Origin of the sequence: Bacillus sp. K2I17 (assembly GCF_002209985.1) — a bacterium.
In the GTDB taxonomy this organism is placed as follows: Bacteria; Bacillota; Bacilli; order Bacillales; family Bacillaceae_G; genus Bacillus_A; species Bacillus_A wiedmannii.
Genome location: NZ_NJGF01000010.1, coordinates 60,759 through 73,693, shown reverse-complemented (window position 1 = coordinate 73,693; position 12,935 = coordinate 60,759). Strand labels below are relative to the sequence as shown.

The 12,935-nt window shown below is 35.2% G+C and carries 11 protein-coding genes; 4 read left to right on the top strand and 7 right to left on the bottom strand.

All coding sequences use genetic code 11. The annotated features are described in order from the left end of the window. Window positions 1-174 precede the first annotated feature (174 nt). A complete protein-coding gene (locus CER22_RS14055; RefSeq protein WP_088061833.1) occupies window positions 175-906 on the top strand; it encodes a class I SAM-dependent methyltransferase in 732 nt (243 codons plus the stop codon). Window positions 907-937: 31 nt separating this feature from the next. On the opposite strand, the gene CER22_RS14050 is transcribed toward CER22_RS14055, so the two are convergent. The 3 genes from CER22_RS14050 to CER22_RS14040 are packed head-to-tail and all read right to left on the bottom strand — an operon-like array spanning window position 938 to window position 3,831. Beyond that, the gene (locus CER22_RS14050) at window positions 938-1,759 is read right to left on the bottom strand and encodes an ABC transporter ATP-binding protein (protein WP_060487018.1); all 822 of its coding nucleotides are present in this window, start codon (window positions 1,757-1,759) and stop codon (window positions 938-940) included. Between the two features lie 12 nt (window positions 1,760-1,771). Further along, complete coding sequence (locus CER22_RS14045; protein WP_088608960.1) at window positions 1,772-2,830, bottom strand: FecCD family ABC transporter permease; 1,059 nt, start codon at window positions 2,828-2,830, stop codon at window positions 1,772-1,774. After that, entirely contained in the window at window positions 2,827-3,831 is a 1,005-nt protein-coding gene (locus tag CER22_RS14040; RefSeq protein ID WP_087983392.1) for a FecCD family ABC transporter permease, read from the bottom strand. The genes CER22_RS14045 and CER22_RS14040 overlap by 4 nt, the downstream gene beginning before the upstream one ends. A gap of 172 nt (window positions 3,832-4,003) precedes the next feature. On the opposite strand from CER22_RS14040, the gene CER22_RS14035 reads away from it, so the two are divergent. Both CER22_RS14035 and CER22_RS14030 read left to right on the top strand, forming a co-directional pair. Continuing rightward, complete coding sequence (locus CER22_RS14035) at window positions 4,004-4,969, top strand: ABC transporter substrate-binding protein (protein ID WP_088608959.1); 966 nt, start codon at window positions 4,004-4,006, stop codon at window positions 4,967-4,969. Window positions 4,970-5,349: 380 nt separating this feature from the next. Continuing rightward, window positions 5,350-6,699 (top strand): peptide MFS transporter, encoded by a 1,350-nt coding sequence (locus CER22_RS14030; protein ID WP_088061823.1) that lies wholly within the window; start codon window positions 5,350-5,352, stop codon window positions 6,697-6,699. Between the two features lie 43 nt (window positions 6,700-6,742). On the opposite strand, the gene CER22_RS14025 is transcribed toward CER22_RS14030, so the two are convergent. Further along, complete coding sequence (locus CER22_RS14025; RefSeq protein ID WP_000382688.1) at window positions 6,743-6,922, bottom strand: acid-soluble spore protein H; 180 nt, start codon at window positions 6,920-6,922, stop codon at window positions 6,743-6,745. Between the two features lie 191 nt (window positions 6,923-7,113). Then, on the bottom strand, window positions 7,114-7,401 hold the full coding sequence (locus tag CER22_RS14020; RefSeq protein ID WP_000081429.1) for an ArsR/SmtB family transcription factor: 288 nt from the start codon (window positions 7,399-7,401) through the stop codon (window positions 7,114-7,116). An 815-nt stretch (window positions 7,402-8,216) separates the two neighbouring features. Here CER22_RS14020 and CER22_RS14015 point away from each other — a divergent pair. Continuing rightward, on the top strand, window positions 8,217-9,836 hold the full coding sequence (locus tag CER22_RS14015; protein WP_088061821.1) for an L-lactate permease: 1,620 nt from the start codon (window positions 8,217-8,219) through the stop codon (window positions 9,834-9,836). A 39-nt stretch (window positions 9,837-9,875) separates the two neighbouring features. Here the strand turns inward: CER22_RS14015 and aspA are convergent, their stop codons facing one another. Next, entirely contained in the window at window positions 9,876-11,309 is a 1,434-nt protein-coding gene (aspA, locus tag CER22_RS14010; protein WP_088061819.1) for an aspartate ammonia-lyase, read from the bottom strand. Between the two features lie 275 nt (window positions 11,310-11,584). Next, window positions 11,585-12,883, bottom strand: coding sequence for a hemolysin family protein (locus CER22_RS14005; RefSeq protein WP_088061817.1), 1,299 nt, complete (start codon window positions 12,881-12,883; stop codon window positions 11,585-11,587). Window positions 12,884-12,935: the final 52 nt, after the last annotated feature.

The following is a 12,935-nucleotide window of genomic DNA, read 5'->3' as shown; positions in this document are numbered from 1 at the left end:
CTTAATAGTTCTAATAATCCCTCTACTAGCTTAACACGTTTTTAGAATTTATTATAGAAAAATAGTTTAAAGTAACCGCTTACAATTCTAGATTATATATGATTCATTACAAGAAATCTATCATTTACTTTTCATATTTGGTAGAATAAAAAAATATTTAAGGGGGCTTCAATCATGGCATTTACTGAATCTGATGTATATAATAACGAAGCATTTTTTGAACAATATATGAAACGAAGATACCGAGAAAATAGCCCAAATGAATCACTTGAAAAGCCAGCCTTCTTTCAACTCATTGGTGATGTGAAAGGAAAGAAAATCCTCGATTTAGGCTGCGGTGACGCCAAGTTTGGCGAGGAATTATTAGAGAATGGCTGCCACTCTTACACTGGTATTGAAGGCTCCGAACTTATGTATGAAAAAGCTAAAAAACAACTAGAAAATAAAAATGGAACCGTCCATTGTTTAAACCTCAAAGACTACACATACCCTCCTTCTACTTTTGATTTAGTAACGTCTAGACTCGCCTTACATTATATTGAACATCTTCCTATCATTTTTCAAAATGTGTACGAAGCTTTAAAAACAAATGGAACCTTTACTTTTAGTGTTCAACACCCTGTTATTACTTCTTCATTTGAAAGCTTGCAAACGAGCGGAAAAAGAACAAGCTGGCTCGTCGATGATTATTTTAAAATGGGAAAACGCGTTGAACCTTGGATTGATCAAGAAGTTATTAAATATCATCGTACAACGGAAGAATATTTTACATTATTACAACAAGCTGGATTTACGATTACAAATATAAAAGAAGCTACACCAAATCAAACTTATTTTCAGAGCGAAGAAGAATATGAACGACGTTTACGAATTCCCCTCTTCCTACTATTCTCTTGCGAAAAATAAAAAAGACGATGAATCATCATCGACTTTTTTATTATCTCATTGCCTGAGCAACCTCTTTACGTACACGTCTTCCTTTTCCATGCGGAATACAAAGTGGCGTCCCAAATAACGGATCCGTACTAATTTGACATTCCATTCGGAACACATCACGTACTAGCTTCTCATCCACTACTTCTTCCGGCTTACCTTGTGCATATATTTGTTTATCTTGAATGGCAACAATATTGTCTGCATAACGGCATGCTAAATTTAAATCGTGTAATACCATAACAATTGTTCTTTGTTCTGTTTCATTTAATTCAAATAATAAATCTAGCACTTCAATTTGGTGAGTCATATCTAAATATGTAGTAGGCTCATCCAGTAAAATGATATCTGTATCTTGTGCAAGCGTCATTGCAATCCAAGCACGTTGACGTTGTCCACCTGAAAGAGCATGCACATCACGCTCAGCAAATTCTGTCATACCTGTTGCTGCAAGTGCTCTTTGTACCATTTCTTCATCTTTTTCTGACCATTGCTTCAGCCATGTTTGATATGGATAACGTCCTTGCTTTACAAGCTGCAATACTGTAAGTCCTTCTGGCGCTTGCGGTCCTTGCGGTAAAATTGCCATTTGACGAGCGATTTGCTTCGTTTGCATACTTTGAATGGCTTGATTATCTAACAAAATGTCACCCGTTGTTGGCTTTAACAATCTAGCTAGTGAACGTAATAAAGTTGATTTCCCGCAACCGTTAGAACCGATAAAGATTGTAATTTCGCCTTTTGGAATTTCTAAATTCAACTCATCAATAATAATTGTTTCACCATAAGACAACGTCAAACGTTTCGTCTCCAATGCTTTTTGCATATTCATCTCCCTTTATGAATTCCGACTTTTATAAAGTAAATAAATAAAATAAGGTGCACCAATTGCTGATGTAAATACCCCTGCTGGAATTTCAAGTGGTGTGAAAACTGTACGCCCAATTAAATCTGCAGCAAGTACTAAAATTGCACCAACAATAGCCGCAACTGGGAGTAATGCACCGTATAAAGAACCAACTAGTCTTCGTGAAATATGAGGTGCCATTAAACCGACAAACCCAATTCCTCCGGCGAAGGCAACTGCGCCACCAATTAAAGCTGTACTCAGTAATAACATGAATACGCGTGACTTCGTTAAAGGAACACCAAGTCCTACCGCAATATCATCCCCTAGCTCTTGTGCATTTAAATGTCTAGCAGCTATAAATGATATTACCGTTAAAATGAGAACCCACGGCGCAAGCACCATAACGTTTTGCCATGAAGAGCCGTAAACAGTACCTGTAATCCATACATTCGCTTGACTCGCTTGATAAATTGGCGCTAACAACATAAACAAAGTCGTTGCCGCTTTCGTTAATGCCCAAAAACCAACACCAATTAAAACAAGACTAATCGGTGATAATCCATCATTTCTCCATGCAAATAAATATACAAAAAGCGCTACAATCGTTGCCCCAGCGAAGGCTGCTAACGGCATATAATGAATGCTTACGGTTAGCGCATTATTTTTATCACTGAATATAGCTAAAAATAATACAACTGCAACACTTGCACCACCTGTAATCCCGATGATATCAGGAGAAGCCAGTGGATTTCGAACGAGACCCTGTAAAATACATCCTGCTACAGCAAGTGCGATTCCTACAAGGATGGCAATTAAAATACGCGGCATACGAAACTTGTTTACAATCATATTTGACATCGCATCGCCATTTCCAGTAATCGCTTGCCATACATCATACGGAGGAATTTTCATGTCTCCCATACCTGCACTCGCAAAAAATAATCCTATTAAAACAACTAGTAAACTGAATAAGACGAGACAAGCTCGTTTATACATTAAAAACGAGAGCCCGCCTTTTCCTATACGAAACGGAATATACTTCTTCATTTGCTAAGCCCTCTCTTACGTGCAATATAAATAAAGAATGGTGCCCCGATAAACGCTGTCATAACCCCTACTGGTACTTCTTGTGGCATAATGACATATCTTGCTGCTATATCAGCTAAGATTAATAGTATTGCACCTAACAATCCGCTATACGGTACTCTCCACCTGTGATCTACTCCAACAAGAAATCTGGCAAAATGCGGAGTAACAATACCAATAAATCCAATCGGACCAGCGACTGCAACTGAACCACCAGACAACAGGACAATAATAAATAGTACGAATGATTTCATTAAAATCGTTCTTTGTCCAAGGCCTTTTGCAACGTCTTCCCCCATCATTAATGTATTTACTTTCCCTGCCATCATAAGAGATGCGATCCAGCCTACTAATAAATATGGGAATACAGATTGTAAAATTTCTAACTTTCTTCCTTGCACAGATCCGGCAAGCCAAAAAAGTACTTCTTCAAGCGCTTTTTCATTTAACACAAGTAATCCTTGCGTTAATGATGAAAATAACGCACTAATTGCGACCCCTGCTAACGTTAACTTAAGAGGCGTCGTCCCTTCTTTTCCTAAAGAACTAGAAGCAAATACAAGCACAGCTGCAATTGCTGCCCCTAAAAAGGCAATCCACGTGAAAGCTGATAATGATGTCACGGAAAAAATAACAATTGCTACAACTATGAAGAAAGCAGCACCTGAATTTAATCCAATAAAATCTGGAGAAGCAAGTGGATTCTTTGTTAAAGTTTGCATAAGACAACCGGCAATGGCTAAACTAGCACCAACACTAGCTGCAATTAATGCCCTTGGTAAACGCACATTTTGAATAATAATATGTTCATTGGAACCATTAAAATGAAAAAAAGCATCTAACGCTAATTTCCAGCTCGTATTTGTATATCCGAAAATAATACTTCCCCAAATACAAATAATGACTGCAATGATTCCAACAAATAATCCAATCCATTTTGCTTGATTTGTTTTTAATAACATGCAGCGTTTCCCCTTCAATGTATAATGATACGTTGTAAGTGTATTTCAACTTAATTCTCATTGTCAACGATAATGAGAATTATTTTCATTGATATGTATTGACAATCAAAAGATAAAAGCTTAATATCATGCTTGCTATTGAAAAAACTTCTCAGTATGTAGGGGGTACATAATGAATTTAACACGAAAGAAATCGTTTACAGTATTTGTATTTTTACTAGCCTTTTCATTGCTTTTAAGTGCTTGTGGAAAATCAAATACGAAAGAGGAAACAAAAGAAGATACAAAAAAAGAAATGATTACGGTGGAACACGCAATGGGTAAAACAGAAGTTCCTGCTAATCCAAAACGTGTAGTCATTTTAACAAATGAAGGAACTGAAGCTTTACTTGAACTAGGTGTGAAACCAGTTGGGGCTGTAAAATCTTGGACTGGGGATCCATGGTATCCACATATTAAAGATAAAATGAAAGATGTAAAAGTTGTTGGTGATGAAGGACAAGTGAACGTGGAAACAATCGCTTCTTTAAAACCAGACTTAATTATCGGTAACAAAATGCGTCACGAAAAAGTGTACGAGCAACTAACAGCAATTGCACCTACTGTGTTCTCTGAGACGCTACGTGGTGAATGGAAAGATAACTTCAAATTTTATGCAAAAGCATTAAATAAAGAAAAAGAAGGTCAAAAGGTTTTAGCTGATTACGATAAAAGTATGAAAGATTTAAAAGCTAAACTAGGCGATAAAGTAAATCAAGAAATCTCTATGGTTCGCTTCATGCCTGGTGATGTTCGTATTTATCATGGTGATACATTCTCTGGTGTTATTTTAAAAGAGCTTGGATTTAAACGCCCTGGTGACCAAAATAAAGACGACTTTGCAGAGCGTAACGTGTCTAAAGAACGTATTTCAGCAATGGATGGTGATGTATTATTCTACTTCACATTCGACAAAGGAAACGAGAAAAAAGGCTCTGAATTAGAAAAAGAATATATCAATGATCCTCTATTTAAAAATTTAAATGCAGTAAAAAATGGTACAGCATACAAAGTTGACGACGTTATTTGGAATACAGCTGGTGGTGTAATGGCTGCTAACCTACTATTAGATGATATCGAAAAACGCTTTGTTAAATAATATTTCCTTAACCAGCTCCCCTTCTATGGAGCTGGTTATTTTTCAATTCACTTAAATGTCACATTATTTCATTTTGTATTTTTATTCTCAATATGTTATATTGTAAAAGTAAATAGAATATATTTTCTCTATATCAGAATAAATATTTTAATCTAAATTTTCTGATTAATCACTATTTTATTTTCTTTTAGAATTCAATTATTACATTTGAAAACGCTTATTATCTAGTTTTCAGGGAAAAATACAGTAACGGTTGAAGAAAAATAGATTTTTTTAGGAATTTTCTTTCTATTTCCATATAATTCTATTGACTTCTAAATATTTTGTGAATTAAAATAATTACATAAATATCCGTTATACAGGATTAGGGGGAAACAAACATGGATGCAGCTTTAAAATTAGACAAAGCTGGAGAGCAACAATCACCAAAAAAACATCCACCAGGATTATATTTGTTGTTCTTTACAGAGGCATGGGAAAGATTTAGTTATTACGGAATGCGTGGCTTATTAGTTCTTTATTTAACAACGAGCTTAGTAAGCGGCGGTTTAGGATTTGATAAAGCAGTTGCTGTACAAATATACGGTATTTTCACAATGTTAGTATACTTCACTCCGATTATTGGTGGTTGGTTAACTGACCATTTCATTACGAAACGCCATGCCATTACTATTGGTGGTATCATTATGGCAATTGGTAACTTTGTACTATTTTCAATGAACACTAAAACTGGACTATTTTTAGGATTAGGATTATTAGTTATTGGTAACGGATTCTTCAAACCAAATATTTCGACTTTATTAGGTCAATTATATAGCAAAAACGACTCTCGTCGTGATAGTGCCTTCACTATCTTCTACATGGGAATTAACTTAGGGGCTCTTATCGCTCCATTCATTTGCGGTTACTTCGCAGATTATAGATACGGTTTCTTAACAGCTTGTATCGGTATGATCATTGGACAGCTTGCTTTTAATTTCTTAGCACCTCGTTACTTAGGATCTATCGGAACAACTGTTGTCGGTAAAAAGTCTAAAGAAAAAAATGCAAAAGCAATTGAGAAAAAACCTTTAACAACACAAGAGAAAAAACGTACTACTGCAATTTTAATTTTAACTTGTTTCGTTGTATTCTTCTGGGCAGGATTTGAACAAGCTGGTAGTTCTTTAACACTTTACACAGATAAGTTCGTGGATCGTACAATTGGTGGATTTACAATTCCAACACCTTGGTTCCAATCTGTAAACCCACTATTCATTATCTTACTAGCATTACCGGTTTCTGCATTATGGATTAAACTTTCAAAAACGAAAAATGGTGACTTAAAAATCCCAACAAAAATGGCATTTGGTATGATTTTACTAGGGATTGGATATTTAGTTCTAACTTTAGCTGTATTAAAAACTGGTAGCGATGAAGGTAATATTGCAATGAAAGCAAACTTACTATTCATTGTATTCACTTACATGTTCCATACAATCGGTGAATTATTCTTATCACCAATCGGATTATCTATGGTAAGTGCAATCGCTCCTGTTAAATTAGCATCATTATTAATGGGTGTATGGTTAGCTGGTACTGGCTTCGCAAACTTATTAGCAGGACAATTAGCTGCCTTCACTCAATCTTTAGGATATTTAGAAGTATTCGCAAGCATCGGTGTTATCGTAATCGTGCTAGGATTAGTACTTCTTATGTTCTCTAAGAAAATTGCACATATGATGGAATAGGAAATAAAAAGACGCTTCTAAACATTTAGAAGCGTCTTTTCTATTACTTCTCCTCTAAAGCCGTCACGTTCACGTGAACGCTTTCTCCAGGATTAGATACATCATACACTTGAGCAACTCCACTCTGCTCGTCACAGCTCTCAATCCATACTGGTACGCCCTCATATGTAACGTCAATGCTACTTGAAGAAGATAAGATTTGTTTCACACGTTTTACATCCATACTACTACTCCTCCTTTTCCTTACTACACTCCTTTCTATCTTTTCTTTTCCCTTTAGAATATATTCCATATAACAACATGTTAATTGATAACCTTTTCTTCCTTACATGCTAACATTTACTCTCATATCACCTTTCTGACAAATAAAAAAAGACGTATATCCCACACGTCTTTTTCCATAATATTCAAATTTTAAGAAAATAATGTTTTTACAACTTCACTTACTTTATCATTATGAATTTGATAATACACTTCTAGTCCTCGTCTTTCAAAGCGCACTACTTTATTTTGTTTTAATTTCGTTAAATGTTGCGAAACCGTTGATTGTGGAATTTCTAACACTTCCTGTAATTGTGTTACATTACAAGTTCCACGTTGCATTAGTTCCATTACTAGGCGTAAACGTAACGGATGCGCTAACGCTCTTAACATTTGTACATCTTCTTCTGAAATACGACATTCGAATTGATTTTGGCTCATAAAGTTCCCCTCATTTTCGTTTTTATTTTCTTTTTATTTATTTATATATCTGTTCTTATATTTCCTGTTACGACATAACTTTATCAACCTATAATGCTGAAAATTTTTTCCACCTTTATCAGGAAAGAATTCAGGAAAAATTCCTTGCTGATTTTGAATATTATACTATATGATATAATGAAAAAGCAAAAGTAAGGGCTATGAATACTTTGCTTACAAACGTTGTTTTATCAAGCTTTTTGTTATATTTTCACCTCACTGCAACGTACAGTAACGATATTGTAAAATACCGTCTATAATTGATAACCTATCGTAACGTATTCGGGTTATATTTAACCTCTTTGTTATGCTAAAAGGAATTTTCAGTAAAAAAAGATAATGTAATATTAAAAATTGACTTATTGTTGTTTTAATTCGTATTGTACTTGCTCAGACTGTTATTCAAAACTTCCTATTAAATGCATTTGGTTTCTCTTTCTTACTAGATCAACTCAGACCAGCATGTGACACCTATCAAATTTCAACATCCTATATACTTAATGCAAAGACGTCATCTAACATATAAGATTAATGATATACGAACAAATAAAACAATATAGAAATAACTTCAAAAAGCAAACTCAAATCTATTTGAGTTTGCTTTTTGTCTACTTTATGAACAAAGCATTTCTTTTAATACTATTATGGAATAATTATACTTTTTTACGTTGACAATAGTGTTGAAGGAGAATATACTAAGCATGTAAGTTGATTGTGAATTGTTTCACAAATAATGTGAATTTCTTCACATAAAATAGATAGGAGTTGTCATTATTATGAGTACTTGGACACAAATTTATGACCCATTAAACAATATTTGGTTATCTGCACTAATCGCAGCACTTCCAATTTTCTGCTTCATCATTTGTTTAATGGGACTGAAAATGAAAAGTTACATGGCTGGTCTTTACAGTGTGATTGTCGCTATTATTCTTGCTATATTCGTTTATAAAATGCCAGCAACCGTAGCTGTAGCATCTGCCGGATTCGGTGTTTTATCTGGATTTTATCCAATTTGTACTATCGTTATCGCAGCAATTTTCCTTTACAAATTAACTGTTAAAACAGAGCAATTCAACATCATTCGTGATAGTATTTCAAGCATTACAAATGATCAACGTTTACAAGTATTATTAATCGCTTATTCTTTCGGTGCTTTCTTAGAAGGCGCAGCTGGTTTAGGGGTTCCAGTTGCTATTACAGCTGCATTACTTGTGGGTATGGGCTTCAATCCATTAAAAGCAGCAGGTATTTGTTTAGTAGCTAACATCGCTGGTGGTGCTATGGGTGCTATGGGTATCCCAGTTACAGTACCAGCACAATTAACTGAGCTAGACGCATTAACTATCGGTCGTCAAACTGTTCTTATTTTACCATTCATTAGTATTGTTTTACCTTTCTTACTTGTTTCAATGGTTGATGGAATTAAAGGTATTAAAGAAACTTGGCAAGGTATTCTTGTAAGTGGTTTTTCTTTCGCTATAACTCAGTTCCTTGTGACTTACTTCTTAGGTGCAGAACTTACTAATATTTTCGCAGCCGTTGTAAGTATGGTTTCTCTAGCATTATTCTTACGTGTTTGGCAACCAAAATCTTCTTCTACAGAAGAAAAACAAGAAAAACAAGAATCTCATACATTCAATCAAATTTTATATGCTTGGTCTCCATTCGTATTCTTAACTGCATTCGTAACAATCTTTAATTTAAAACCAATTAAAGCTTTATTTGCTCCGGATGGCGCACTAGCAAACTTAGTATTTAACATTCAGTTCCCTGGTCTTCATAATGCTGTTATGAAAACTACACCAATTACAAAAGCTGATACACCTTTCGCGGCTGTTTTCAAGTTTGATGTATTCTCATCTACAACTACTGCAATCGTATTAGCAATTATTGTTTCACTTATCGTTTACCGCGTAAAAGGTAAAATGGTTAAAGAATTAATAGTAGAAACAATGAAAGAACTAAAAGCTCCAGTATATACAATCTGTAGCGTTATCGCTTTAGCCTACGTAGAGAACTACTCTGGTATGTCATCTACACTTGGACTGGCATTCTCTTCTACTGGTAATGCATTCCCAGTTCTTTCTCCAATCTTAGGATGGATTGGCGTATTCATTACAGGTTCAGTAGTATCAAGTGGTTCATTATTCGCACCGCTTCAAGCAGTAACTGCAGATCAATTAAATATCGTTCCTTCTACTCTTGTTGCATTAAACGTAGTAGGTGGTACAATGGCAAAAATGGTTTCACCACAATCTGTAGCCGTTGCTTGTGCAGCAGTTGGACTAGTTGGTAAAGAGTCTGCCCTATTTAAAACAGCGATGAAATACAGTTTAATCTTCTTAGCTATTATTAGCTTACTTCAATTAAACTCTGTATTTAATATCTTTTAAAAAAACACCGATCCATTTGGATCGGTGTTTTTTTTCATATTACATCTTCTTATTCTTTAATAAAGAAGCTCCAGCAATTTCAGGATGCGTCATTTCGAATGGATCTAAAATAATATCCAATTCTTCTTCTGTCAGTACACCATGTTCTAAACATAGCTCCCTAACAGATTTTCCTGTTTCAATTGCTTCACGTGCAATACGAGATGCTGCTTCGTAACCAATATGAGGGTTCACCGCTGTAATAATTCCAACACTTTTCTCTACATATTGCTTCAGCAATTCTTCATTTGCTGTAATTCCTTTAATACAATATTCACGGAATACACGGAATCCGTTATTCATAATACTAATAGATTGAATTAAATTAAATACGAGTACAGGCTCCATTACGTTTAACTCTAATTGTCCTGCTTCTGATGCTAAGCAAATTGTATGATCATTACCAATTACTTGGAAAGCAACTTGATTAATTACTTCTGCCATAACAGGATTTACTTTACCTGGCATAATAGATGAACCTGGTTGGCGAGCTGGTAATTGAATTTCCGCCAATCCAACACGTGGACCAGATGCCATAATACGAAGATCATTTGCAATTTTAGACATATTCATCATACATACTTTTAATGCGGCAGATACTTCTGTGTATGCATCTGTGTTTTGCGTTGCATCAACTAAATGCTCGGCACCAACAAGTGGTAATCCGCTAAATGTTCGCAAGTGTTTAACCACTTGTTCAATGTACGTAGGGTTTGCATTTAATCCCGTACCAACAGCTGTCGCCCCCATGTTCACTTCATATAAATGTTGGCGAGACTGTTTAATTCTTTTTATATCACGCTCAAGCACTCGGCTATACGCTTCAAATTCTTGTCCAAGACGAATCGGAACAGCATCTTGTAAATGTGTACGTCCCATTTTAATGACGTGGTCGAACTCTTTTGCTTTTTCACGGAAAGCAGCATGAAGTTCTTCCATTGTAATAAGAAGTTCTTCTAACATCATAAGAGTTGCAATATGAATTCCCGTTGGAAACGCATCATTCGTTGATTGAGCCATGTTCACATGCGTGTTTGGGCTAATTTTCACATATTCGCCTTTTTCACATCCCATACGTTCTAAAGCTCGATTAGCGATTACTTCATTTGTATTCATATTAATAGAAGTTCCAGCACCGCCTTGGATTGGATCCACGATAAATTGATCATGGAATTTCCCATCAACAATTTCTTGCGCTGCCTCTGCAATTTCATATCCAATGTCTTTAGCTAAGTAACCAGTATCCATATTTGCAAGTGCCGCCGCTTTTTTCACAATTGCCATTGCCGTAATGAGTGACGGATGAATGCGATATCCTGTAATCGGGAAGTTTTCTACAGCACGTAATGTTTGTACCCCATAATAAGCTACACTCGGTACTTCCTTTTCACCTAAAAAATCTTTCTCTATACGTATATCCTTCGTTGCTATCATTTTCATCACCTATACTTTTCATTCTAAATCCTTATCTAAAAAATTCGCCTCTAAAAAAACGAGTATCATTCAGAAGAATTTTTCAGTATCCACCTTCACTATATAGCACCTTTTTTGAAAGCGCAAACATTTATTTTTCTATATATACCTTTTATAAAGTGAAACTTTAATCAGTGGGGGTTTTGTTGATCCCCCACCTAACTTCTTCGCTTTCGCTGAATTTTGAAGTAGGGGTCTTACTGCCCACAAATAGCGGGATAAAAATTTATAGAAAATCATTCTTCTACCTTCTTTATTTCCACTCGTTTAATTTGATGCATATCCTTTTCAAGAACTTTAAAAGAAAAGCCGTGTTTTTCAATAATATCTCCTTCAGCAACGATTTGCTTTTGTACCATAATCCAGCCACCAATTGTATCTACATCAGCAGCGATTAAGTGTAGGCCAAATAAATCATTTACTTCACTAATAAGCACTTTTCCCTCTACGATTTTATAGCCTTCACTTATATGCTCTATAGGCGGGTGTTCATCTTCATCGTATTCATCTCGGATTTCTCCAACAATTTCTTCTAAAATATCTTCTAGTGTAACGATCCCCGCTGTACCACCATATTCATCATATAATACAGCTAATGGAATTCGTTTTCTTTGCATTTGTAATAGCAAATCATGAATAGGAATATTTTCTAACACTTCAATAACTGGTCTTGTATATGGCTTAATCGAGCACCCCTCGTCTCGATTACCATCCATATAACGAATAAATAAATCCTTTACATTAACCATCCCAATAATTTCATCTTTATCTTCACCAAATACGGGATATCTCGTGTACTTTTCTTGTGCGATTATTTTAATATGTGTTTCAAATGGTTCGTCCTCATATAAACCTACAACTTCCGTACGAGGTACCATAATTTCCTTTGCGACTCTATTATCGAATTCAAAAATATTATTTACATATTTAAATTCCCTTTGATTAATCTCTCCGCTCTCATAACTCTCGGATAAGATTAATCGTAATTCTTCCTCCGAATGAGCAACTTCATGTTCAGAAGCCGGATGTAATCCGAATAACCCTGTCACAAGCCTTGCAGAACCATTTAAAGCCCAAATAAACGGATACATTACTCGGTAAAAGTAAATAATTGGCTTCGATAATAATAAGCTAACTTGTTCTGCCCTTTGTATAGCGAGCGTCTTCGGAGCAAGTTCACCAATGACAACATGTAAAAACGTAATAACTGCAAAGGCAATAATAAATGAAACTGTACTTGCAATTGCAGGAGATAGGTGTAGTTTTAAAAACAACGGCTCGAGTATATGTTTTATAGTGGGCTCTCCTAACCACCCAAGCCCTAAAGCAGTAATTGTAATACCTAACTGACATGCTGATAAATACTCATCTAAATTCGAAGTTACTTTTTTAGCTGCCAATGCTCCTCGTCGTTTCTCACTAACGAGTTGATCAATACGACTGCTACGTACCTTAATAATTGCAAACTCAACAGCCACAAAAAATGCTGTTAACGCAATAAGGATGGCTACCATCAATAATTTTAAAATATCCACATATGTCCTTTAGCTTTCTTAGCTAAAGTTACACCTCCTTTAAAAAAGAAGT

What these genes read in the sequence shown, in the direction of transcription:
- CER22_RS14055 (WP_088061833.1), top strand. Translation starts at nt 175, where the DNA reads ATGGCATTTACTGAATCTGATGTATATAATAACGAAGCATTTTTTGAA.
- CER22_RS14050 (WP_060487018.1), bottom strand. Translation starts at nt 1,759, where the DNA reads ATGCAAAAAGCATTGGAGACGAAACGTTTGACGTTGTCTTATGGTGAA.
- CER22_RS14045 (WP_088608960.1), bottom strand. Translation starts at nt 2,830, where the DNA reads ATGAAGAAGTATATTCCGTTTCGTATAGGAAAAGGCGGGCTCTCGTTT.
- CER22_RS14040 (WP_087983392.1), bottom strand. Translation starts at nt 3,831, where the DNA reads ATGTTATTAAAAACAAATCAAGCAAAATGGATTGGATTATTTGTTGGA.
- CER22_RS14035 (WP_088608959.1), top strand. Translation starts at nt 4,004, where the DNA reads ATGAATTTAACACGAAAGAAATCGTTTACAGTATTTGTATTTTTACTA.
- CER22_RS14030 (WP_088061823.1), top strand. Translation starts at nt 5,350, where the DNA reads ATGGATGCAGCTTTAAAATTAGACAAAGCTGGAGAGCAACAATCACCA.
- CER22_RS14025 (WP_000382688.1), bottom strand. Translation starts at nt 6,922, where the DNA reads ATGGATGTAAAACGTGTGAAACAAATCTTATCTTCTTCAAGTAGCATT.
- CER22_RS14020 (WP_000081429.1), bottom strand. Translation starts at nt 7,401, where the DNA reads ATGAGCCAAAATCAATTCGAATGTCGTATTTCAGAAGAAGATGTACAA.
- CER22_RS14015 (WP_088061821.1), top strand. Translation starts at nt 8,217, where the DNA reads ATGAGTACTTGGACACAAATTTATGACCCATTAAACAATATTTGGTTA.
- aspA (WP_088061819.1), bottom strand. Translation starts at nt 11,309, where the DNA reads ATGATAGCAACGAAGGATATACGTATAGAGAAAGATTTTTTAGGTGAA.